The following is a 23021-nucleotide window of genomic DNA, read 5'->3' as shown; positions in this document are numbered from 1 at the left end:
GGGCTCACCCCCTACAGCACCCCACTCACCGAGAAGCAACACGACTGCACAAACGCGAACAAATGTGCCCGAACTACGGTGCATCACAAGCGCGAGATCCCCACTCGCTCACCCTCCTCGGGCCGAGAGTCATACGAGCGCCGTTGGCGGCGCGGCTCGCGCCAGAGCGGACGAAGCCCATGCGCCGCAGGGGCGAGTCTCGTCCGCTCTGACGCGAGCCGAAAAAGGGGGGCCGCGAACATCCAGCGCCGCAGGCGCTGGAAATCCAACTCACCCGATGTTCGCCGACATATCCGGAATCATTCGCATGGCCTCGTCGGACCAGTTGTTCCAGGCGTGAATACCGAACGGCGGGAAGGAGTACACGGCGTTGCCGCCGCCGAGCGTCGCCATCCGGACCTGGAACGCGCGGGTGTTCGCCAGTGCCAGGCTCTCCAGACCCATGCCGTTGAGGGTGCTGAAGCTGGGCGGGTCGGTGGCCGAGGGCAGGCCGCTGGCCGCGGCGATCCACAGACGGGTGCCATTGCGGACCAGGTTGGGGGCGAACACGAACGGGTCCATCCGCAGCCACTGCGGACTCCACGGCGGAGCCATCGAGTCGACGTTGTAGCCGCCCGCGTCCAGCATGGCGGCGCGAATCGCCTCGCGCATGCCCGGCGCCGAGTTGTTCAGGTACCCGGAGAACGAGCCGGCGAAGCTGAACTGGTCCGGGTGGTAGGCGGCCAGGGTCAGTGCCGCGCTGCCACCCATCGACAACCCGAAGGCGCCGTTGCGATTCGGGTTGAACCCCAGCCGGTCGCGCAGCGCCCAGCGCAGGTTGTTGGTCAGAAAGGTCTCCCACTGGTAGCGGTAGCTCTTGCCCGGCCCGCCCGCGAACCCGTCCAGCCCACCGGAACCGGTGCTCGAACCGCTACCCGCCGGGATCCCCAGGAACTCGCTCGGCGCGATCCAGTCGGCGTAGAAGCTCGACATGCCGCCGACCGGCATCACCACGTTGATGTTCTGGCTCGCCAGGACTTGCGGGATGTTCGTCTCGATCTCCCAGCCGTTCAGCGATTCCGGCGCCCGCATGCCGTCGAGCACGTAGACGACGCGATTGGTGTTGCCGTCCGCCGCCCGCAGGATCCTGGTCTTGATCGGGCCCATGCCGGAATCGACCCAGAAGTCGAAGGCCGCGGGATCGAAGGCCGCCGATGCCGTGGCGCCGGTGCCCGCGATGGTCGTGCCGAGCGGCAACAGCAGCGCCACGGCGACGCCGAGGGCGGACCGTCGCAACCACGAACCGGATGTTCGAGACCCCTCGGGCCCGCGCTTCCCGCGCGCACTACGCATCACATTCGACCTTTCCCTCGAGCGGCCTCGTTCAGCAAACGTTCAGCGATCAATACCGAGTCCTCATCGGGCACCGAGTCGCAACGTCCACCGAGAAATGGACGAATCGAACTCGGCGCATGTCGTCGGAGTATCAATCGGGAACGAATGCCTTCATGTTGCTGGATGGTGATCCAGACCACAACTACCGAAGCCCGTTTTCTTCGTATTCGTTGCCGAATTACCCCCGGACGACCCGGTAAACGCCGAAAAACCGCTCCGTGCCGTTGGCGCGGAGCGGTCTTTCTTCGCGATTGCCGAACTACCCGATGTTGGCGGACAGGTCGGGGATCATCCGGTAGACCTCGTCGGCCCAGTAGTTCCAGTTGTGCACACCGACGGCCGGGAAGTCGTAGGTGACGTTGTCCGCGCCCAGGGTGAGCATGCGGACCTGGAACGCTCGGGTGTTGGCCAAGGCCAGCGCTTCCAGCCCCATCGCGTTGACGGTGTTGAAGCTCAAACCGTCGGCCCCACCCGGCAGACCGCTACCGGCGGAGACCCACAGGCGGGTGTTGTTCGCCTTCAGCCGCGGCGCGAACACGAACGGGTCCATCCGCAGCCACTGCGGGCCCCACGGCGGCGCCATCGCGTCGATGTTGTAGCCGCCCGCGTCCAGCATCGCCACGCGCAGCGCCTCACGCATGCCCGGCGCGGAGATGTTCAGATAGCCGGAGTACGAACCGGCGTAACGGAACTGGTCGGGGTGGTAGGCCGCCAGGGTGAGCGCGGCGCTGCCGCCCATGGACAGGCCGAACACGCCGTTGCCGTTCGGGTTGAAGCCGAGCCGGTCGCGCAGCGCCCAGCGAAGGTTGTTGGTGAGGAAGGTTTCCCACTTGTAGGTGCTGGTCTTGCCCGGTCCGCCCGCGGAACCGGTCAGCAGGCCGGAGCCGGAGTTCGCCGAACCGGTGGACGACGAGCCCGCGCTGCCCAGGCCGAAGAAATCGCTCGGACCGTTCCAGTCCGCGTAGAAGCTGGACGGTCCGCCGACCGGCATGACCACGTTGATGTTCCACTTGGTCAGCTCGCGAACGACCTCGGTATCGATCTCCCAGCCGCTCAGGTCGGTGCGCGCGCGCATACCGTCCAACGCGTAGACCACGCGCCCGGTGTTGCCGTCGGCGGCGCGGAAGACGCGCGACTTGATCGGCCCCATCTCCGAATCGACCCAGAAGTCGAAACCGTCCGGGTTGAACGCGGCGGACGCCGGGGCGGCAGGGCCTGCCACCGACACCCCGAGCGGTAGCAGAACCGCCAGCGACACCAGCACGGATCGCTTGAGCCACGAACCTGCTCTTCGAGTATTAAGACGACGCCCGATCACGCCTCGCATCAGTTTGAACCTTTCGTTTCACAGCGACAGCGGCAAGCCGTCCACACGGTAACCCGCCGATGCCCTCAACCGATGGACGCCACGGCCGGGCATACGGTCGTAGCGTATATCGGTATCGACACGGTGGCGTTACCAAAAAGAGATAAAGCGGCGTACGCCACTTTATCGGACTCGCACAAGGCCCTGGTCGGCGAGCATGACCTGGCCCGGTGCGTGCCACGGATTCAGCGCGGAGCGACCGGTTGCGGGAACGGATCGGCCAGTCCACACCGCTGGATCTCGTACTTCGGCACTCGGTCGATGCGGTACTTCGCGAAACGCAGCGAGTTACGCAGGTTGTGCCGGAACCGCTCGAAGGTGAGCGGGTCGCGCGAGGAGATCAGCAGTGCCTGGGTGTCCGGGCAGGACATCGCGGTCCGTGCCTGGGTCACCCATTTCTCGTCCAGATACCAGGGCATCCACGGTTTCCTGTCCACCATGCCCGCGTCCACGATGACCCAGTCCGGGTACAGGCTCTTGTCGTGCCCGATCCGGCCGTCGGTGAGGCGGTCGGTATGCGCCGCCAGCGGGTAGGCCAGGCCCATCGGATCGATCACGCGCACGTCCAAGGGGACGTTCATGCTGGTCATCCCGAGGTTCAGGAAGTAGACCGTGTGCCCGGCGCCGCCGTCCGGAATGGGCTGCGGCGGCGGAGCGACATACCAGAACATGAACGAGGGCGAGTTCAACAGCAGGCCGCCGTTCGGGCTCGCGGTGATGTCGTCGACCATGGCGCGGATACGCGGATAGTCCAGGTAGTCCTCGGCCAGTATCGGGTGGTCGTGCCCGGTGTTGAGCACGTAGTAGACGCGCTCGTCGACGATGCCGGTGGAGGTGATCTTGGTGCCGGTCTTGATCGCGGTGGTGTTGGCGGCGAACAGCGCCCAGCCCGCGACGCCCACGAATGCCACGGCGATCACCGCGAAGGACCAATCGGCGGCGGTCGCCGCGCGCACCCCGCCCCGGGGCGCGCGGATCGGGATGACCGCGACCGGGAGCAGCAGCAGGAACAGCTGCGGCAGCAGCATCCGGCCGTGCATGAAGTCGCCGCCGACTCGCAGCGCGTACAGGGTCAGCAGGAAACCGCTGACGAGGACCGCGGTGACCACCGCTCCCGGGGAGCGCAGCCACTTCCGGACCCGCTGGATCGACCAACCGCGCGCGTCCGACGAACCGGCGTCGGCGGTACGGCCGGTTCGCGTGCGCGCGGCGAGCACACCGGCGAGCAGCAGCACCAGCAGCGGCGCCCACAGGAAGTACGGACCGACGAGGTCCCAGAGGTAGGTGAAGCCCTGCCCCCACTTGGCTCCGCCCGCGTCCTTGGCGACCGCGGTGTTGGGGTAGGGCAGACCGTAGTAGCCCATCCGCCAGATCTGGTAGCCCAGCGGAACCAGCCCGGCCACCGCGACGATCACCGCGCGCAATACGATCGGCCGCAACTTGCTCTCCGGCATGGGGGCGAAGAAGATCATCAGCAGCGCCAGCGCGCCGACCAGGGTCATCTCGGGACGGATCAGCGGGGCGAGCCCGGCCAGGAAGACCAGTCCGAGCAAGCCGGGCAGACGCACCGACTTCGCCTGGCTCCAGCGCATCAGCTGCCACCACAGCAGGCCGATCCAGCAGATCACCAAGCCGCTTTCCAGGCCGGAGGTGACGTAGTCGCGGGCCGGGGGCAGTGCGATGTAGACCAGCACGCCCGCGGGCAGCAACAGCCCGGTGCCCGCGCCGCCCCACAGCCGCGCCGATCCGAGCATGGCGAATACGACCGCGGCCAGCGACACCGTCAGCGCGACACCGAGCACCACGTACTCGAGCCGCGCCTGGGTCAGCCAGCTGAAGAACCAGACCAGGTAGGTCCACGCGGTGCTGGTGTTGGTTTCGACGCGTTCGCCCTCGTTGAAGACGGGGCCGTTGCCTGCCAGCAGGTTGCGGACGGTGCGCAACACGATGAGGCCGTCGTCGGCGATCCACCGTCGCTGCCAGCCTCCGACCGCGAAAAGAACAACGGTGAGCGCGATCCCACCGACGAACGTGGCTTCGGATAGGCGCGTGAACCGCGACGCGGAGCGGGTCTGCTCATCGGCTTGCCGCTCCGCCCCGTGTTCCGTTCGCTCCGCTACCAGCATCTCGTCAGGTGAGATAGACAGCGACACCTACCGCTCCGATCCAGGCGATTGCGAGGAACTGCAGGATGCGGTCCCCCAGCGCGATCTCTTCCGGTTCCCCGGCCTCGCCACCATCGACGTCGACCGCGTAACGCAGGATTGCGATGGTAAACGGGATCATCGAGATCGCGAACCAGTTGGTGTGTTTGATGCCGTCCTGCTGGAACGCCCACAGCCCGTAGAACACCACGACCGCCGTCGCGGCCAGCGTCCAGATGAAGCGCAGGTAGGTGGGCGTGTAGTACTCCAGCGACTTGCGGATCTTGGCGCCGGTGCCCAGCGCGATCTGCAGTTCCGCGTAGCGCTTCCCCGCGGCCATGAACAGCGAGCCGAAGGCCATGATCAACAGGAACCACTGCGACAGTTCGATGTCGGCCGCCGCGCCACCGGCCACCGCGCGCAGCAGGAAGCCGGACGACACGATGCAGATGTCCAGCACGGCCTGATGCTTGAGGCCGAAGCAGTAGGCCAGCTGGATGCCGATGTAGACCGCCATCACCACGGCCAGATGCCACGAGGCGAGGAACGATCCCGCGATCGACCCGGCCAGCAGCGTGGCCGACAGCAGATAGGCCAGGTTCACCGGGACGATGCCCGCGGCGATCGGCCGGAACCGCTTGGTCGGGTGCGCCCGGTCGGCCTCCACGTCGAGCGCGTCGTTCACCAGGTAGATGCCCGAGGCCGCCATGCAGAACACCACGAACGCGATGCCGACGTGCGCGAGCACATCCACATCGGTGGCCGTCCCCGCGGCCAGCGGTGCGGCGAGCACCAGGACGTTCTTGACCCACTGCCGCGGACGGACTGCCTTGAACAGACCGCCGGCCAGCGTCTTGGGCGGGCCCTTGACCACCGCCTCGGCGAGGTCGGCGCCGGTCGGCTCTTCACTCATGTCAACCAAGGCTCTTTCTTGTGCGGTCACTGTCGAGTCTCTTTTCGGCGGCGAGCAGGGCGGCGGCGGACGCGGCGCCGAGCGCGGAACCGGCGAGCACGTCGGAGGGGTAGTGCACCCCGAGGACCACCCGGGAAAGCAGCATCGGGGGGACGAGCACCGCAGGCAAGGGTAGCCCGGTCAATCTGCCGAGCAACACGGCCGCCGCCGTCGTGGAGGTCGCGTGCGAGGACGGGAAGCTCAATTTGCTCGGCGTCCCCACGTTGACCTGCACCGACGGATCGTTCGGGCGCGGTCGGCGAACAACGCGCTTGATGATGATCGAGGCCGCGTGCGCGCCGACCGCGCCGACCGCGACCCCCGCCCACTGTCTGCGCCGCGGTTTGTCGACCAGCCATCCCGCGGCGGCGATGCCGACCCAGCCGAGCGCGTGCTCGCCGAAGTGCGACATGCTGCGGGCCGCGGACACCACGGCCGGTTTGCTGCCGAGGGTGGCCTGCACGGCGTTGATGATCGCGACTTCCGGCGGCGCCTGCTCGGCCATGGCCGGTCGCGCGGACACCGGGCCGCCGTGCCCGTTGGCGCTGTGCAACGGCGGCTGCACGGCCGCGTCGTCGGCGGCACTCGCTCCGAGACTCACTGCTGTCCGTCCTTCGTGTCGATCCCGAAGACCTTCTCCCAGGCCGCGGTGCTGGTCAGCTGCGGGTGGGCGGCGCGGTAACGCTGCTGCATCTCCGGGAAGCGGGCGGCCAGCTCCTTGCGCAGGCGCATGGCCTCCTTGAACAGGCCGAGCGCCTGGCGCGGATCGCGCTTGCGGTAGACGACGCCGCGGCCGTCGGCCGTGGTGACGGTGACGCCGTCGACCTGCGAGAGCAGGAACCAGCGCGCGTCCAGCGTCGGCACGTTCAGCTGCGGGGTCTCATGGTGTTCGGAGTGCGCGGGACGGAAGTTGTGCACCAGGCCCTTGGCCAGGCGGACCACCTTGGCGATCGGGTTGGCCGGCTCGCCCACCGCCCCGATACCGATGTGGCTGGCCAGCGGCAGTTCGGTGGACGAGGGCAGGATCACCGCGTCCGGGTACTGCTTGCGCAGCTCGTGCACCGCGCCCAGCGCACTGGGCAGCAGCTGGAACAGCCGCTCGGGGCCGGCCAGGAAGTCGCGGATGGCGAGGTTCTGGATCGCGACCGTCGAGTACTCCAAGCAGAGCAGGTGTTTCAGGGTGGCCTTGATCGTGTTGACGACCATGCCCCGCCCGTTGCCCGGCAGGTGCAGCGAGGCGACCACCAGACGATTGCGCAGGTGGAAGTACGCCTGCCAGTCGATGGCGTCGTCCTTGTCGCTCCAGGCCATATGCCACACCGCCGCGCCGGGCAGGGTGACGGTGGGGTGGCCTGCGACGCGGGCGCGCAGACCGTATTCGACGTCGTCCCACTTGAGGAACAGCGGAAGCGGCTGACCGATCTTCTCGGCGACTTCGCGCGGGATGACGCAGGTCCACCAGCCGTTGAAGTCGACGTCGATGCGCCGGTGCAGCAGCTTCGAATTGTCCCGGTCCTTGAGCGGGTACTTCGAGAAATCGTGGTCGTACTCGACGTTCGGCGCCGCGGTCCACATGAAGATGCCGCGGTCGACCACCTCGCCCATCGTGTGCAGGTGTGAGCGCTCCTGCAGGTTGAGCATCTGGCCGCCGACCAGCATGGGTGACTCGGCGAAGCGGGCGAAGGCCAGCGCGCGCAGGATCGAGTCCGGCTCGATCTCGATGTCGTCATCCATGTAGACGATGTACTCGGCGTCGGTGGTCTTCAGCGCCTCGTACATGACCCTGCTGTATCCGCCGGAGCCACCGAGGTTGGGCTGGTCGTGTATGGACAGGCGATTCCCGAGCGCCGCCGCGGATTCCGCGAAACCGGGCTCGTCGACGACCTTTCTGGTGCCCTGGTCCGGGATGATGACGGCCGCGATCTTCTCCAGCACCAGCGGATCCGAGCCGAGGGCGGCGAGGGTCTTCACCGCGTCGGTGGGCCGGTTGAAGGTGGGCATGCCGACCGCGATGCTGCCCTCGCCGGGCGCCTCGATCGGCGCGTACCAGCCGCCGGAAAGCAGCGTGACCGCCGTGTCGGTGGTGATGTCGAACCAGATCCAGCCGCCGTCCTCGAACGGGGCCAGATCGGTCTCGAACTCGACGACCACCGAGTCGGCGCCGGTCGCCACCGCGAATTCCCTGCCCTGCACGTGGATTCGCGAGCCGTCGGCCTTGGAGCGGTACACGTCCACCCGGCCGTGCCCGGCCAGTTCCAGCCGCAGCACCACCGACGACAGGATGCTCCAGCGCCGCCAGTAGCTCGCGGGCAGCGCGTTGAAGTAGGTGCAGAACGAGACCTCGGACTCCGCGCCGATCGACAGCGACGTGCGGGTGGTCGCGTGCGCGCGCCGGGCGTTGGTCTGCGACTCCTCGACATAGAGCGTGCGCACGTCCAGCGGCTCACCCGGCCGGGGCAGGATGATGCGTTGCAGCAGCGACTTCGCGCGGGTCTCGGTGGTCATGTCTTCCAAAATGGATTGGGAGGTCATCGGTTCCTAAGCCTCCTGATCCACCAGCGGCGCACCGTCCGCCAGGTGCGGGTGCAGCACGTTGTCGAACATGCTCAGCGCGCTGCCGATCGCCATGTGCATATCCAGGTACTGGTAGGTGCCGAGGCGGCCGCCGAAGACGACCTTCGCCGCGGCGGTCTCCTGCTTGGCCAGCTCCCGGTAGGCCAGCAGCTTCGACCGGTCCTCCGGGGTGTTGATCGGGTAGTACGGCTCGTCACCGGTCTGCGCGAACCGGGAGTACTCCCGCATGATCACCGTCTTGTCGGCGGGGTATTCGCGCTCGGGATGGAAGTGGCGCGGCTCGATGATGCGGGTGTAGGGCACGTCCGCGTCGTTGTAGTTCATCACCGAAGTGCCCTGGAAGTCACCGACCGGCAGCACCTCGGTCTCGAAATCGATGGTGCGCCAGCCCAGTTCACCTTCGCTGTAATCGAAGTAGCGGTCCAGCGGGCCGGTGTAGACGACCGGTGCGTCCGGGTTCTCGGCGCGCAACTGCTCGCGCACCTCGAACCAGTCGGTGTTCAGCCGCACCTCGATCAGCTCGGAGGCGGCCATGTTCTCCAGCCACTTCGTGTAGCCCTCGCGGGGCAGGCCCTCGTAGGTGTCGTTGAAGTAGCGGTTGTCGAAGGTGTAGCGAACCGGGAGCCGGGTGATGTTGCCCGCGGGCAGCTCCTTCGGGTCGGTCTGCCACTGCTTGGCGGTGTAGTCGCGCACGAACGCCTCGTAGAGCGGTCGGCCGATCAGCGAGATGGCCTTCTCCTCGAGGTTCTGCGCGTCCTTGGTCTCGATCTCCGAGGCCTGCTCGGCGATCAGCTTGCGCGCCTCCTCCGGCGAGAAGTAGCGACCGAAGAACTGCGAGACCAGGCCGAGGCCCATCGGGAACTGGTAGGCCTGCCCCTTGTGCATCGCGAAGACGCGGTGCTGGTAGCCGGTGAACTCGGTGAACTGGGTAACGTAGTCCCACACCCGCTTGTTCGACGTGTGGAACAGGTGCGCGCCGTACTTGTGGATCTCGATCCCGGTTTCCGGATCCGGCTCGGAGTACGCGTTACCACCGAGGTGGTGTCGCCGTTCGATCACCAGAACCCGTTTACCCAGCACGGTGGCGGCGCGTTCGGCAACGGTCAGCCCGAAGAATCCGGAGCCGACGACGATCAGATCGAACTGTGAGGCGGAATGGACGGAGTTACCCGGGGACGATGCGACGGTCACGGGAGCCCAGAGTATCGGAAGTCCCGGCCGCGTCCGGGCGGAGTAGGAAGTGCGCTGAGCGGCACCGTTCGCGACACCCGATTTCACGCCCCCGACCTCCTGATTTCGCCGAATGTTTGCCGGAATGGACCGCGCGGGCAACCGCCGGGCTGTTTACTCCCCTGGCCGGCGATCGCGCTCGGTTCGCGATCCTCCGTGGTTCGGGTACACCACGAACCGGAGCGCGACGAAGAGGACTCCCTTCTGGGCAGCGAGTCACCGAGGTACCGCGTTCCTCGGTGATCGACCCGCTGCCCGCGAGCAGCTCGGATGGATCCGTGCTGAGGTGCCCGGGAGCCGGATGCGCCCAACCGCGCTCAGGCCGGGAAACCAACGTCCAGCTCGACCTTGTCTCGCTCGGTGTACAGCCGCCAGTAGTGGTCACCGAGTTCTTCGCCGCTGATCCGTACAATTTCGAGGCCGTCGGGAATCAACTCCGGGTGCTCGTCGACGATCTGCGCGGCTCTGCTGCCCTCGATCAGTGCGCCGATGTTGAGCAACCCCACGTAGACGCCGGTGCCGCGCAGTTCCACCTCGAGTTGGCGCAGGTAACCGCGCTGCGCGGCCAGCGCGATGCCGAAGTTGGCGAGGTAGGGCGCCACGAAATGCTCGGACGAGCCCGAGGAGAACAGCAGCGCTCCTTCGCCTCTTTCCACCATTTTCGGCGCGAGTGCCCGCGTCATCAGAATCGGTGAGTGCAGCTTGAGCGCGAGCGGCGCATCGAGGGAGGGGATGTCCACCTCCAGCGTCGAGGGCAGCCGGTCGCTCATGTTGCCCGCCGCGCCGTGCATCGCCATGTCGATCGGTCCGAAGGTCGCCTCGATCTTCTCGATCACGCCCGTGACGTGCGCGGCGACGGTCACGTCCGCGGGGAAGGCGGCGGCCTCGATGCCCTCGGCCGCCAATTCCTCGGCATGCCGGCGCGCTTTCTCGGGATCGCGCCCGATGACGGCCACACGGAACCCGTCGCGTCCGAATCGGCGGCCGGTGCCGACGCCCAGGCCGGGGCCGTACCCGAAGATCGCGATGGTCTTGGTCATTTTTACTCCAGGATTAAGTTGATACATGGTTCAAGTTCTATATCGACGGTAACCTAACTTGAACTCATGCTCAACTTATCCGCCACGGCCGATTTGTAGGATCGGCCCGTGGACAAGCCGTTACGCAGCGACGCCCAGCGCAACCGGGACGCGCTCGTGACCGCCGCCCGCGCCGTCTTCGAGGAACGCGGCCTCGACGCACCGCTGAAGGAGATCGCCGCCCGCGCCGGCGTCGCCATCGGCACCCTCTACAACCGCTTTCCCACCCGCGACGACCTCATCGCGGCGGCGGTGGAGGACCGGATCGAAGCGGGCGGCCGCATCGCCGAAGTCGCGCTGGCCATGGACGACCCTTGGGAGTCGTTCGTCTATCTGGTCGAGCAGGTCTGCGCTTTGCAAGCCGCCGATCGCCTGCTCAGCGAACTCGCCGTGCGGGCGGCCCCCAGCCGCGCCGTCGCGCAGGCGCAGGAATACGGCCACGGCTTGATGCGCCGGATCATCACCCGCGCCCAGGAAGCCGGGGTCCTGCGGGACGACTGGGTACTGGAGGACATCGCCTTCATCACCTGGTCGCACACCAGAATCGTCGAGGCGACCAGCCACATCGCCCCCGAAGCCTGGCGCCGCCACCTCGGCCTGGTGCTCGACGGCTTGCGCGCCGAGGCCGCCCATCCCCTCCCGGTTCCCCCGATCACCGAAGACCAGCTGATGCACGCGCTCGGGCGCGACGACCTGGCCTAAGGGCCTGTCGACGTGGTCCCGTGTCGCACCGTGCGCGCAGGCCGCGCGTCAGTAGGGCGGTCGCGACTGCGGTGTGGGTGGGTGTTGGCCGAATTGGGACGCCGGTGGCTGGGCACCGGATTGCGGCATCGGCGGCTCGGGACCGAACTGCGGCATCGGCGGCTGGAGACCGAACTGCGGCACCGCTGACGGGTGGCCGGGCCGCGGCAGCAGGGGCGCGGGTGCAGCAGTGGGGTGACCGAGCGGACTGGTCACGATCGCACCTAACGCGACCGTGCAGAGAGCTGCCCCGACGATCAGGTAGAAGGGCGAAGCAGCCGACCGCGCGGCCAAACCGTACTCACCGCCGTAGGTCGCCGTGATCAGGCCGCCGAAGAATCCCCATGCGGAGCCGGTCAGCACCGCGGGCCGCCCAGCAGACTTGCCGAACAGCATGAGGATCGCCCCGGCGACCAGGACCACCGCCAGCAGCGCGGATACGCCCAGCAAGATTTCCTGCACCGCACGAATACGGGAGGCAGCCCACCAAGCGTCGAAATCCTTCGAGGCGTCCGGGATTCCGCCTGCCGGGCCGTTGAGTTCCCCGATGCCGAGCAGTGCACCGACACCGATCCCGCCGGCACCGAGACAGGCCGCGACCACCGCCGACGCGGCGTGCCAAGTCGACGGCGCTCCCCTGCCCTGTCCCCCGGGCGGAGCAAACGAATCGTTCATCGAACCCCCCTTCGATATCGAACCCTACCGCCCCCTCCCGACAGAAATCGACCGAAAGCGGCTCTCGCACAGTGGAATGGGCGGCGTTCACAACCGGACGGACGACGGCCGGTACGCGTGCGTGTGTACCGGCCGTCGGAAGGTTGTGTTCTACAGCCGCTGCTCGGCGTAGACCTTCATCGCGTCGCGCACGAACTCCGCGGTGCCGGCACCGTGCACGTCGTAGTTGACCGCGAAACGCGGATCGGCCACGTACATCTCGCCCAGGTTGACGAAGGCCTCCTTCACCACCGGACGACCCTGCCAGCCGATGCCGATCCAGTCGTAGTGGCGCTGGACGATGGCCTGCACCTCGTCGCTGCCGGGGGTGAGTCCGTCGGCGTGCGCGCGGCCGTAGTCGGCGGCGATGTCGAGATGGGTCTGCTGGAAGGTCTTCTTGTCCGCGTCGGACATCGAGCGCCACCAGCGGTCACCGCTCTCGTAGGCGTCCTTGCCCCAGCGTTCGATCACCTCGTCCTTGTACTTCGTGTGGTCGAAGCCGTCGAAAACTTCTGCTGCCACGAGTTGTTCACCTCTTTCCGTCTTGTGCAGCGTGGTGTGCACCGACTCGATCAGCCGCCGGATCCGATCCTGTTCCTGCCGGAGCAGGTCCAAGTGCGTGCGCAGCGCGGCGGCGGTGTCCTGCTCTCCGGCAAGGACTTCGGCGATGACCGGAAGCCCGAGGCCGAGTTCGCGCAGCAGCAGGATGCGTTGCAACCGCACGAGGGAGGCCTGGTCGTAGTACCGGTACCCGTTGGCGCCGATCCGGCTGGGCGGCAGCAGCCCCAACTGCCCGTAGTGGCGCAGCGTGCGGCTGGTGGTACCGGCCGCCTTCGCCAGATCTTGGATGGACCATTCCTTGGTGACCACGACTTGTCCTCCCTCCTTCTCTCGTCGGTGTAACCAGCTTGCAAGTTGACGTTACGTCAAGGTCAACCCCGATATCCGAGCGGATTTTCCGGCTCGGCGCAGGCTCCGGCAGGCGCGACCAGCACTGGCGACGGCACAAAACGAGCCGGGACCTCGATGGCACCGACTGTCCGGCCGAGCAGGGCTCCGCTCAGCGCGATCACCATGCCGGGCACTGGAGCGGGTGCGCATGCGCCCGGCCACCACCCACCACACCGGCGGTCCGCCGCCAACCGGCCAGCCGCCCACTGAATTCACAGGTTGGAGGCCGAGGGACTGGCGTGCGCAAACCGTGCGCCGGTGCGCGCCGGTGCCGTCGGTGCGCGTTGAGCGCGGCGACGTCCGCGCACACGCGCATGAATTCGCCGAGCCGCGGAAGATCGCAGCGCCGTCCGACTCCCGCTCACCAAACAGGGCCGCTCGCTGATCGACGACTGCTGCTCGAGCACATGATCGACCACAGGGGCTGCGCGCGGCACTCGACGGCACCTCACGAGCGACCGGCCGGACTACTGCCAAGTCGGCAGAGCCGCTGGGCGACACACCTCGGTAGTGATCATCGCGAGGGGTTACGGGCTAAGCCCCACCGCCCTGCGCGGAGGTAGCACCAAGCGGTGTTCCACCACCGGGTGCGATCGCACCGGATTGGGCGACGCCGCTACCACCACGCGAGGCAACCCCCGGGTGAGCCGCACTGCCGGGCAACGCAACGTCCGCCCGAGCCGCACTGTCAGGCAAGGCAACGTCCGCCTGAGCCGCACTGTCAGGCAAGGCAACGTCTGCTTGAGCCGCACCGCCAGGCAAGGCCACGTCCGCCTCAGCCACACCGCCAGGCGCGTTGGCTGTTGTAGGCGGGATTTCATCACCCGGGCCGGTGGCATCGGACCGAGCCGGATCACCGGGTGCGATTGCAGAAGACATAGACCCATCACCAGGTGGGATAGCACCGTGCGGCAAGACAGCGCCGGGCTGAGCGCCACGAGACGCCGTGGCGGGCTGATCCACACCAGCAGGGGCGATAGCGCCGGCCTGAGCCGCGCCAGGCGAGATGACACCAGTCCCGAGTGCGGTAGCGCCAGGAGACGCCCCGGACGGGATCCGTGACGGCTCGCCTATTTCCGGAACTGCCTGCAACATGCGTGAGTAGTCCACGACCTGCGCGCCCAGTGTGGGCGTCACGATGATGACGCCGTTGGTGTAGAGCCGGTAGGTGCCCGCGCGACGCGGCAGGATCATCTCCGGCCCGAGCGGCTTACCGATCGTGCTGGTCGCGCCACCGATACGGCGATACTCGGCATCGATCGCCGACTCGGTGACCGCCGCCTGTTTGCGCGGATCCTCGGGTGGCGCGGTGGTGGTCGACTCGCCGGGCGCGGGGCCGACCTCGAGGGTCTGGATGTCCGCGGGTTCCCCGCCATCGGGCGCGGCGGAGTACTCCGTGCGCAGGATCCGGCCGTCGCGCAGCAGGACCGCACCGGCCGTAGCCGAGACGGCGGCCGCCGTCCTCGGATCCTCCTGCGCAGTGCCGGGATACCGCTGGCAAGCGGTGGTGTCGCAGGTCTGCGCGTACGGATAGCGCTGTTCGGCAAGGGCATAGGAGCGCGCCGCGATCGCCTGGGCGCGCAAGGCCTCCGCCGCGCCCTTGTCCGCCCAGTTGGGCTGCACCTCCGCCGGGACCACGCCGAGTAGATAGTCCTCGACGTCCACCTGGTTGATCGTGCGGGCCGCGCCGTCCTCGAGGGCGACGCCGAGCGCACCGCGATACGCCGAACCCCCGCACAGGGTGAGATGTTCCGCCGCAGGGCGGTTCGGCCGGGAGTCGACGGGATGGATCCAGGGGTCGTTGGTCGCCGCCTGCCACAGCACGTCACCGTCGCAGCCCGCCGTAACGACCACGCTCGCCCGGCCACCCGGCTGCGGCGTCAGGTGCGCGACCTGACCGGGCGCCACCTCCCTGCCCGCCACGCGCAGGCCGGCGTCCGCGAAGGCGTCCAGAGCCGAGTTGTCCCGCGTCATGAGACGAACCCGGACAGCGGTGGGCGCGATGGTGGTGAGCGTCGCGCCTGGGTAGTAGTGCTCGAGGATGCGTTCGGCTGCCCACCCGGCTCGCGCGTTCTCGAACGCCCCCACCTGGCTCATGCCGCGCCCGTGCCCGGGTCCCGCCAGAGGGCGATATGGAGCGTCCAGCGGACGGCCGGAGTGCACGAAGAATGTTCCAGCGACCATTCCGAACCCGATTAGCAACACGATCGATGACGAGTGGATGCGCAGCTGTCGCCGATGCGGGCGCACGACGCGCGATCGCTCCGACAAAATGCCCTTTACCAGCATTGTTCTGCTCTCGGTGTGCTCAAATTACGAGGCATCCGTACACTCCCGTGGTCTCCTCAGACGCTCGATCTCCATCTTTTCGGCACGTTCTGTAGATGCGGTAGCAATCGACGAGCTACATTCAGGCAATCACATAATCCTCAACCAGAGGTTTAGTTATGTGACAAATGTGGCTATTGTGATCATTGCTACATCAGGAAGCAACCCTGAATCACTCATGATCACCGGTTCGACCTGATTGGAGACGCTCGTGCGGTACCGCAAACCGAAACGTTCCTACGTGCTCCCAGTTGTCACCACCCTCGCGGTAGCTGCCCCACTGGGCACGCTGACGTTCGGCGATTCGACCGACTACCGCACCACCACCAACAGCGAACCGGCCGCCGTAACGGCCGAACTCGCCGAGGTCGCCCTCACCCAGGCGCCCGATATCGTGCTGCCGCTGCGCGAACTCACCGGGCTGAGCCTGCCTGATCTGCATCTTTCCGATCTGCGCATGCTTCCGATCGCCGAGTCCATTCCGATTCCGGATGGCCCGCTACCACCGGACGCGCAGCTAACGGAAGGCATACGACTACCCAGCTCGAATTCCGGCCAAACCTCGGGCCCGGAATTCACTCCGAATCGTTCGCCGGAGAGCCCGAATTCCCCAGCTCAGCCCATTTCCCAAGGCAGTGTGCGCTTCATCGCGGAGCCCGACCGGCTCCAGCCGGGCACCACTCCCGACACCCCCGCGCTGTCTCCCGGCGCCGTGACCCCCGAGCTGATGAGCCAAGTGGGGGCACAGGTGAAAGAACTCTCCAGCGACACTCCGTTCAGCATGGTCGCGCTCACCGCCCGGCAGTTGGCCGACACCGCGGCCACGATCCGGGCTCGGCAGCCCGACGGCACGTGGGGGCCCTGGTACGACACCGAACCGGTCGACACACAACGCACCGACCGCTCCGGCCCGGGTGCGACCGACGGCACCGAGCCGATCTACGTCGGCGAGACGAACGCGGTGCAGGTCCTGGTCACTCGAAAGCAGGCTGCGGCAGGCACGATTCAGCCGGTGGCGCAGCCCGCACCCATCGCGGACGACGCGGCGCAACAACCCGCCCCGCGTTCCGACGACCCGGCCCTCCCGGCCGCGGACCTGACCGCCGTGCTCATCGATCCCGGTCGGGGCGCTGCCGACGGCTCGCTGCACAACGTCGCCGCGGCGCTGCCCGGCGGCGGACCGAGCGTGATCACCCGCGCACAGTGGGGCGCCGACGAATCGATCCGCTGCGACGAGCCGACCTACGACGACGGCCTCGGCGGCGTCACCGTGCACCACACAGCGGGCCGCAACGACTACAGCAAGTCCGAGTCGGCCGGAATCGTCCGCGCGATCTACACCTACCACGCGAAAACATTGGGCTGGTGCGACATCGGCTACAACGCGTTGGTCGACAAGTACGGCCAGGTCTTCGAGGGACGCTTCGGCGGCCTGGACCGCCCGGTACAGGGTGCGCACGCGGGTGGGTTCAACGAGAACACCTCCGGCGTCGCGCTGATGGGCAATTACGAATCCGAGCAACCGAGCGAGGCGGCGATCGAGGCGATCGGCGCCTTCGTGGGCTGGCGCACCAAGATCGCCGGGCTCGATCCCAAGGGCAACACCACGATGGTCTCCGAGGGCACCTCCTACACCCCGTATGCCCAGGGCGAGGCGGTCCAGTTGCCGGTCGTCTTCGCGCACCGCGACGTCGGCAACACCACCTGCCCCGGCGACGCCGCGTACGCGCTGATGGATCGGATCCGCGACATCGCCGCCGGTACGCCGGGTGCGTCCGGCGGGCAGGACAGTCGACCCCCGGCATCCGGCGAATCCGATGTGGCGAACCTCGCCGCGCTGACCACGAAGCTGCTGAACATGGTGCAGGAGAACATCATCGCCAGGCACTGGTCTCGGTCCGGCGGACCGAACGGCCCGCTCGGCGCCGTCCGCTCGGACGTGCTGCCCGCCGCGGAGGGCCGGCAGTACGCGAAATTCACCAACGGTTACGTCTACACCGCGGCCGACGGACAGGTCGTCGAGGTGCTCGGCACCATCCTGGATCGCTTCCTGCAACTCGGCGCCGACACGGGTGTCCTCGGACTCCCGCTGCGGAACGCCTACCCGGTCCCGGACGGCCTGCGCGCCGACTTCGAACGCGGCTCGCTGATCCTCAACCAGCTCACCGGCATCGTCACGACGGTGTGGAAGACCTACAACGACACCTACCGGGAGGAAACCCACCGGACCCCGGTCGCGGCCCGGGTGAGCGCGCCGATTCCGCCCAACGCGCCCGCTCCGGACGCATCGGTTCCGGGCAGCGATCCGGGTCAGGGTGTTGCCCAGGCTCCGGCCGCTCGGACTCCGGGCAATGCCCCGGCCCAAGGCGGTGCCCAAGCTCCGGCCGCTCAGACTCCGGGCACTCACACTCCGGGTAGCGCCCCGCCCCAAGCTCCGGCCGCCCAAGCTCCGGGCAATGCCCCGGCCCAAGGCGGTGCCCAAGCTCCGGCCGCCCAAGCTCCAGGCAGTGCCCCGCTTCGAGCTGACGCCCCGGCTGCTGTGCCCGCTCCGCCGATCGCTCCCGAAGCAGGGACCCCGCTCACCCAGGCTCCGACAGAGTCAGGCGCTCGCGCCCCGATCGGTCCGTCCCCGGCGGAACTTCAGCAAGGGGCCACCATCCGGCCGCCACACGGTCCGGCACCCGAGGTTGCCGACGCAGCCCAAGCCGCATACCCGTATCCCTCACCCGAGGACTGATCGCGAACCACTCGACAGGTCACACTGATTCGGAGCCCGCGCCACGGCGCGGGCTCCGCCTGTGTACCACCGCTACATCCACCAGCGTTCGAGGATTCGCGCGACTCCGTCGTCGGAGTTCGATTCGGCGATCTCGTCGGCGGCGGCGATGGCCTCGGGGTGGGCGTTGCGCATCGCGACGCCGTGGCCCGCCATGGTGAGCATGGGGACGTCGTTGGGCATGTCGCCGAACGCGACGATGGTGGACTCGTCCACACCGAGCCGCTGCGCGACCACCGCCAGCCCGGCGGCCTTGGTGATGCCCGGCGCGGACAGTTCGATGAGCCCGTGCTCGGTCGAGTAGGTGACGTCGGCTCGCTCACCGATCAGCGGAGCGAGCACGGTGCGCATGTCCGAGCTGCGCGCGCCGGGTAGCCGGATCAGCATCTTGATGGCGGGCGCGTCGATGACCTCCTCGCGGGCGACCGAGGTGTCGTCCGGGTTGAGCCAGGCGTGCTCGTACTGCGGCGAGCTGACGAACTGCGGGGTCACCGCGTCGTGCGCGCGCTCGCCGACGCGTTCGGCCGCCAGACCGCAGCCGGGCAACGCCCGCTCGGCGACCTCGGCGAGCCAGGCGAGCGTCGGCACGTCCAACGTCATGCTGGCCAGCACCCGGTCGGCGGCGCTGTCGTATATCACCGCACCGTTGCCGCACACGCACAGCGGGGCGTAACCCAGGCCCTGCACCACGGGATCGATCCAGCGTGGCGGACGCCCCGTGGCCAGGACGAACGGCACACCGTCGGCGATCAGGGCGCCTACCGCTGCCTTGGTCCGCGCGGTGACCCGCTCGTCGTGATCGATGAGCGTGCCGTCCACATCGGTGGCGACCATCTTCGGCTTGGGCAGGTGCAGGGGCATCACCCATTCCATCCTGCCGGACGACGCCCGTCCGGTCCTGCGGGCCGGTGTCCGGCCGAGCCTCGGACATGCCCGGATGTCGTGTGGCACGCGCGCCGCCGACCACGTCCTTATGATCGGGGACTAATACCGACGCTGGCCCGTCCAGCCGAAAGACCAGAGGACTGATGACCGGCTTCCTGCTACGACGCGCGCTCAACTATGTCGTGCTGCTGCTGCTGGCTTCGTTCCTGACGTTCAGCCTGGCGTCACTGACGTTCCGGCCGCTGGACAGTCTCGAACAACGCAACCCGCGCCCGCCACAGGCAGTGATCGACGCCAAGGCCGAGGAGTTGCATCTCAACGACCCGATCCCGCAGCGCTATATCACCTGGCTCGCGGGCATTCCGCACGGCGACTTCGGCACCACGCTGGCCGGTCAGCCGGTCAGCCGGGAACTGCCGCGGCGGGTCGCGGTGAGTCTGCGCCTGCTGATCGTCGGCTCCCTGGTCGGCACGGTGCTGGGCGTACTGATCGGCGCCGCGGGCGCGATCCGGCAGTACAAGTTCAGCGACTACTTCACCACGGTGGTGTCGCTCCTGGTCTTGAGCACACCGGTGTTCCTGCTCGCGACGCTGCTGAAATACGGTGCGCTGGAGATCAACTCGCTCACCGGGTCGCAGATCTTCCTCTATACCGGCGAGACGTCGGCGAACAAGATCGAAGGGTTCGGGCCGCAGCTGCTCGACCGCGTCCAGCACCTGATCCTGCCCACCACCGCGCTGGCCCTCGGCGCCATGGCGGGCTACAGCCGCTATCAGCGCAACGCCATGCTCGACGTGCTGCAGAGCGATTTCATCCGCACCGCCCGCGCCAAGGGCCTCACCCGAAGCAAGGCGCTGTACAAGCACGGCCTGCGCACCGCGCTGATCCCGATGGCCACACTGTTCGCCTACAGTCTCGGGGCCCTGATCACCGGCGCGACGTTCACCGAGAAGATCTTCGGCTGGCACGGGGTCGGGGAGTGGCTGGTCGACTCGATCAACGCGCAGGATCTGTATGTCGTGGTGACGGTTACCGCGTTCGCCGGCCTGGTCGTGCTGGTGTCGGGTCTGCTCTCCGACATCGTGTACGCGATTCTCGACCCCAGGGTGCGTGTGGGATGACCGAAGCCGAAATCATCGTCCAAGGCGCCCCGGAGGTCACCGCGACCGGACGGCGCAGGCTGGTCCTGCGGCGCTTCCTGCGTAACAAGCCCGCCGTCGCGGGTGGCTTGGTCCTCATCGCGCTGTTCGTCGCGAGCTTCGCGCTGCCGCCCTTGCTGACCTACGACTACCAGCAACTGGACTACACCGCCCTGCTCAAACCACCGAGCGCGAAACATCCGTTCGGCACCACCCAGATCGGGCAGGACGTGCTCGCGCAGACTCTGCGTGGATTGCAGAAATCGCTGGTCATCGGCCTGTGCGTCGCGCTGTTGTCCACCACGATCGCGGCCACCGCCGGTTCGCTGGCCGGATTGCTCGGCGGCTGGACCGATCGCGCGATCATGTGGCTGGTCGATCTGCTGCTGGTGGTCCCGAGTTTCATCATCATCGCGCTGTTCGCGCCGCGCACCAAGGGCAGCGGTTCCATCCTGCTGCTGATCGTGCTGCTGTCCTGCTTCGGCTGGATGATCTCGGCAAGGATCGTGCGCGGCCTGACATTGAGCCTGCGTGATCGCGAATTCGTCCGGGCCGCTCGGTACATGGGAGCGCCCACCCGCACGGTGATCCTCAGTCACATCATCCCGAACATCGCCTCGATCCTGATCATCGACACCACCCTCACCGTCGGCTCGGCGATCATGGCCGAAACGGGGCTGAGCTTCCTCGGTTTCGGCGTGCAGCCGCCGGACGTGTCGCTCGGCTCGCTGATCGCCGCCGGCACGAAATCAGCGCTGACCTATCCCTGGCTGTTCCTGTTCGCGGGTGGTCTGCTGATCATCACCGTGCTGTGCGCCAACCTCGTCGGTGACGGACTGCGCGACGCGTTCGATCCCGGCGCGAAGCGGGCTCGGTCGAAGAAGAAGGCGAAAGCATGACGAGCGCAGGAGAAACCGAGAAGACGGCCTCGACCGCGCCGCTGCTGGAGATCACCGATCTGCGGGTGTCCTTCCCCAGCGAGGAGGGCCGGATCGACGCGGTCCGCGGCGTCACTTACACGGTGTCCGACGGCGAGGTGCTCGCCATCGTCGGTGAATCCGGCTCGGGGAAGTCGGTGTCCTCGCTGGCGGTCATGGGATTGCTGCCGGAGCAGGCGCGGATCACCGGTTCCATCCGGTTCCGCGGACGCGAACTGCTCGGGCTCGGTGATCGCGAATTGTCCAGGCTGCGCGGCAGTTCCATCAGCATGGTGTTCCAGGACCCGTTGTCGGCGCTCACGCCGGTGTACCGGGTGGGCGATCAGATCGCCGAAGCCCTGCTGGCGCACGGCAAGATGGGCAGGCGCGAAGCCGCGAAGCGGGCGGTGGAGCTGCTCGACCTGGTCGGCATCCCGGATCCGGAGGTGCGGGCCAAGGCGTTTCCGCACGAGTTCTCCGGTGGCCAGCGCCAGCGCGTGGTCATCGCGATGGCGATCGCGAACGATCCGGCGCTGATCATCTGCGACGAGCCCACCACCGCGCTGGACGTGACGGTGCAGAAGCAAATCTTGAATCTGCTGCGCAAGGCGCGCGACATCACCGGCGCGGGCGTCATCATGATCACCCACGACATGGGCATCGCCGCGACCCTGGCCGACCGCGTCGCCGTCATGTACGCGGGCAGGATCGTCGAGACCGCCACCGCGGCGGAACTGTTCAGCGCGCCGCGCATGCCGTACACCGTCGGCCTGCTCGGTTCGATTCCGCGCATGGACGGTCCGCCGCGGCAGCCGCTGATCCCGATCGTCGGCGCGCCGCCCGCTATGCACGCCCTGCCGCCTGGCTGCTCGTTCGCACCGCGCTGCCCGGTGGCGATCGACGAATGCAGAGCCGCGGAACCCCCGCTGGAGGCCGTCGAACTCGGGCACACCGCCGCCTGCATTCGCACCGCCGAGGTCGGCGCCGACGACTTGTTCGAGGCCTACCGCCGCGAGATCGCCGAGCCGGACGCCGTGGCGGAGGTGGAATCCGATGTGGTCCTGCGCGTCAAGGATCTGGTGAAGATCTTCCCGATCACCTCCGGTGTAGTACTGCGCCGCCGCACGGGGGAGGTCAGGGCAGTCGACGGCATCAGCTTCGAGGTCCGCGGCGGGCGCACCTTGGCGCTGGTCGGGGAGTCCGGCTCCGGCAAATCCACCACGCTCACGCAGATTCTCGATCTGATACCGCCGCAGTCGGGCGCCATCGAGATCATGGGCAACGATGTCGCGTCGCTGAGCAAGGCGCGCAAGCGGGAGATCCGCCGGAAGATGCAGATCGTCTTCCAGGACCCCACCGCCTCGCTCGACCCACGCCTGCCGATCTTCGACGCGATCGCCGAGCCGTTGCGCATCGACGGGCGACCGCGGGCCGAAATCGCCCGCCGGGTCCCGCAACTGCTCGAGCAGGTCGGGCTGCGCCCGGACCATGCCGACCGCTATCCCGCGGACTTCTCCGGCGGCCAGAAACAGCGCATCAGCATCGCCCGGGCACTCGCGCTGGACCCGGAGCTGCTGGTGCTGGACGAGCCGGTCTCCTCGCTGGATGTCTCGATCCAGGCGGGTGTGCTCAACCTGTTGCGCGATCTGCAGACCGAGCGCGGGCTGTCCTACCTGTTCGTCTCGCACGACCTATCGGTGGTGCGGAATCTGGCCCACGACGTCGCCGTCATGTATCGCGGCAAGATCGTGGAATACGGCCCGGCGGAGCAGATATTCGCTGATCCTCGGCACGAGTACACCAGGGCGCTGATCGACGCGGTGCCGGTTCCAGCAGTCAGCCGATAGTCAG

Annotated in this window: 18 protein-coding genes; 5 read left to right on the top strand and 13 right to left on the bottom strand. The window is 67.7% G+C overall.

Going from position 1 to position 23021, the window contains the following annotated elements:
* Window positions 1-270 precede the first annotated feature (270 nt).
* From NG1_RS01570 to NG1_RS01535, 8 genes are all read right to left on the bottom strand, one after another.
* Window positions 271-1332 carry an alpha/beta hydrolase gene (locus tag NG1_RS01570; RefSeq protein WP_062967169.1) on the bottom strand — a complete coding sequence of 354 codons (1062 nt, stop codon included), beginning with the start codon at window positions 1330-1332 and terminating at the stop codon, window positions 271-273.
* 301 nt (window positions 1333-1633) lie between these two features.
* Entirely contained in the window at window positions 1634-2701 is a 1068-nt protein-coding gene (locus NG1_RS01565) for an alpha/beta hydrolase (RefSeq protein WP_062967167.1), read from the bottom strand.
* A gap of 224 nt (window positions 2702-2925) precedes the next feature.
* The gene (locus NG1_RS01560) at window positions 2926-4866 is read right to left on the bottom strand and encodes an arabinofuranosyltransferase AftB family protein (RefSeq protein ID WP_062967165.1); all 1941 of its coding nucleotides are present in this window, start codon (window positions 4864-4866) and stop codon (window positions 2926-2928) included.
* Window positions 4867-4870: 4 nt separating this feature from the next.
* The gene (locus NG1_RS01555) at window positions 4871-5797 is read right to left on the bottom strand and encodes a decaprenyl-phosphate phosphoribosyltransferase (RefSeq protein ID WP_062967163.1); all 927 of its coding nucleotides are present in this window, start codon (window positions 5795-5797) and stop codon (window positions 4871-4873) included.
* 1 nt (window position 5798) lies between these two features.
* Window positions 5799-6341, bottom strand: coding sequence for a phosphatase PAP2 family protein (locus tag NG1_RS01550; RefSeq protein WP_062967246.1), 543 nt, complete (start codon window positions 6339-6341; stop codon window positions 5799-5801).
* Between the two features lie 92 nt (window positions 6342-6433).
* Entirely contained in the window at window positions 6434-8368 is a 1935-nt protein-coding gene (locus tag NG1_RS01545; protein WP_062967161.1) for a glycosyltransferase, read from the bottom strand.
* A gap of 6 nt (window positions 8369-8374) precedes the next feature.
* Entirely contained in the window at window positions 8375-9601 is a 1227-nt protein-coding gene (gene glf / locus NG1_RS01540; RefSeq protein ID WP_062967159.1) for a UDP-galactopyranose mutase, read from the bottom strand.
* Window positions 9602-9957: 356 nt separating this feature from the next.
* Complete coding sequence (locus NG1_RS01535) at window positions 9958-10680, bottom strand: SDR family NAD(P)-dependent oxidoreductase (protein WP_062967157.1); 723 nt, start codon at window positions 10678-10680, stop codon at window positions 9958-9960.
* A 108-nt stretch (window positions 10681-10788) separates the two neighbouring features.
* Here NG1_RS01535 and NG1_RS01530 point away from each other — a divergent pair, with 108 nt between their 5' ends.
* Entirely contained in the window at window positions 10789-11421 is a 633-nt protein-coding gene (locus tag NG1_RS01530; protein WP_062967155.1) for a TetR/AcrR family transcriptional regulator, read from the top strand.
* 48 nt (window positions 11422-11469) lie between these two features.
* Here NG1_RS01530 and NG1_RS01525 read toward each other — a convergent pair whose 3' ends face one another.
* From NG1_RS01525 to NG1_RS01515, 4 genes are all read right to left on the bottom strand, one after another.
* Window positions 11470-12135 (bottom strand): hypothetical protein, encoded by a 666-nt coding sequence (locus NG1_RS01525; protein ID WP_157113804.1) that lies wholly within the window; start codon window positions 12133-12135, stop codon window positions 11470-11472.
* Between the two features lie 150 nt (window positions 12136-12285).
* Window positions 12286-13044, bottom strand: a complete 759-nt coding sequence (locus tag NG1_RS01520; protein ID WP_040864241.1) for a MerR family transcriptional regulator — start codon at window positions 13042-13044, stop codon at window positions 12286-12288.
* 62 nt (window positions 13045-13106) lie between these two features.
* Window positions 13107-13250, bottom strand: a complete 144-nt coding sequence (locus tag NG1_RS36290; RefSeq protein WP_157113803.1) for a hypothetical protein — start codon at window positions 13248-13250, stop codon at window positions 13107-13109.
* 409 nt (window positions 13251-13659) lie between these two features.
* Window positions 13660-15222, bottom strand: coding sequence for a SpoIID/LytB domain-containing protein (locus tag NG1_RS01515; protein WP_245659745.1), 1563 nt, complete (start codon window positions 15220-15222; stop codon window positions 13660-13662).
* 472 nt (window positions 15223-15694) lie between these two features.
* Here NG1_RS01515 and NG1_RS38735 point away from each other — a divergent pair, with 472 nt between their 5' ends.
* A complete protein-coding gene (locus NG1_RS38735; RefSeq protein ID WP_281218014.1) occupies window positions 15695-18190 on the top strand; it encodes an N-acetylmuramoyl-L-alanine amidase in 2496 nt (831 codons plus the stop codon).
* A gap of 72 nt (window positions 18191-18262) precedes the next feature.
* Here NG1_RS38735 and NG1_RS01505 read toward each other — a convergent pair whose 3' ends face one another.
* Window positions 18263-19102 (bottom strand): Cof-type HAD-IIB family hydrolase, encoded by an 840-nt coding sequence (locus tag NG1_RS01505; RefSeq protein WP_084498615.1) that lies wholly within the window; start codon window positions 19100-19102, stop codon window positions 18263-18265.
* A gap of 155 nt (window positions 19103-19257) precedes the next feature.
* Between NG1_RS01505 and NG1_RS01500 the strand changes: the two genes are divergently transcribed.
* From NG1_RS01500 to NG1_RS01490, 3 genes are read left to right on the top strand one after another with little or no spacing between them, the layout of a single operon-like run.
* A complete protein-coding gene (locus NG1_RS01500; RefSeq protein ID WP_040864240.1) occupies window positions 19258-20235 on the top strand; it encodes an ABC transporter permease in 978 nt (325 codons plus the stop codon).
* Window positions 20232-21152 (top strand): ABC transporter permease, encoded by a 921-nt coding sequence (locus tag NG1_RS01495; RefSeq protein ID WP_062967151.1) that lies wholly within the window; start codon window positions 20232-20234, stop codon window positions 21150-21152. Before NG1_RS01500 ends, NG1_RS01495 begins: the two co-directional genes overlap by 4 nt.
* Entirely contained in the window at window positions 21149-23017 is a 1869-nt protein-coding gene (locus NG1_RS01490) for an ABC transporter ATP-binding protein (RefSeq protein ID WP_062967149.1), read from the top strand. Before NG1_RS01495 ends, NG1_RS01490 begins: the two co-directional genes overlap by 4 nt.
* Window positions 23018-23021: the final 4 nt, after the last annotated feature.

This window comes from Nocardia gamkensis NBRC 108242, from assembly GCF_001612985.1.
GTDB lineage: Bacteria > Actinomycetota > Actinomycetes > Mycobacteriales > Mycobacteriaceae > Nocardia > Nocardia gamkensis.
The sequence above is the reverse complement of the archived record's forward strand: the minus strand, read 5'-3'. Positions and strand labels throughout refer to the sequence as shown.

Excerpts from the sequence above, each read along its gene's own strand:
- NG1_RS36290 (WP_157113803.1), bottom strand. The coding sequence starts at position 13,250 with ATGGTGATCGCGCTGAGCGGAGCCCTGCTCGGCCGGACAGTCGGTGCC.
- NG1_RS01535 (WP_062967157.1), bottom strand. The coding sequence starts at position 10,680 with ATGACCAAGACCATCGCGATCTTCGGGTACGGCCCCGGCCTGGGCGTC.
- NG1_RS01505 (WP_084498615.1), bottom strand. The coding sequence starts at position 19,102 with ATGGAATGGGTGATGCCCCTGCACCTGCCCAAGCCGAAGATGGTCGCC.
- NG1_RS01560 (WP_062967165.1), bottom strand. The coding sequence starts at position 4,866 with ATGCTGGTAGCGGAGCGAACGGAACACGGGGCGGAGCGGCAAGCCGAT.
- NG1_RS01495 (WP_062967151.1), top strand. The coding sequence starts at position 20,232 with ATGACCGAAGCCGAAATCATCGTCCAAGGCGCCCCGGAGGTCACCGCG.
- NG1_RS01490 (WP_062967149.1), top strand. The coding sequence starts at position 21,149 with ATGACGAGCGCAGGAGAAACCGAGAAGACGGCCTCGACCGCGCCGCTG.
- NG1_RS01515 (WP_245659745.1), bottom strand. The coding sequence starts at position 15,222 with ATGAGCCAGGTGGGGGCGTTCGAGAACGCGCGAGCCGGGTGGGCAGCC.
- NG1_RS01570 (WP_062967169.1), bottom strand. The coding sequence starts at position 1,332 with ATGCGTAGTGCGCGCGGGAAGCGCGGGCCCGAGGGGTCTCGAACATCC.
- NG1_RS01550 (WP_062967246.1), bottom strand. The coding sequence starts at position 6,341 with ATGGCCGAGCAGGCGCCGCCGGAAGTCGCGATCATCAACGCCGTGCAG.
- NG1_RS01565 (WP_062967167.1), bottom strand. The coding sequence starts at position 2,701 with ATGCGAGGCGTGATCGGGCGTCGTCTTAATACTCGAAGAGCAGGTTCG.
- NG1_RS01525 (WP_157113804.1), bottom strand. The coding sequence starts at position 12,135 with ATGAACGATTCGTTTGCTCCGCCCGGGGGACAGGGCAGGGGAGCGCCG.
- NG1_RS01555 (WP_062967163.1), bottom strand. The coding sequence starts at position 5,797 with ATGAGTGAAGAGCCGACCGGCGCCGACCTCGCCGAGGCGGTGGTCAAG.
- NG1_RS01500 (WP_040864240.1), top strand. The coding sequence starts at position 19,258 with ATGACCGGCTTCCTGCTACGACGCGCGCTCAACTATGTCGTGCTGCTG.
- NG1_RS01545 (WP_062967161.1), bottom strand. The coding sequence starts at position 8,368 with ATGACCTCCCAATCCATTTTGGAAGACATGACCACCGAGACCCGCGCG.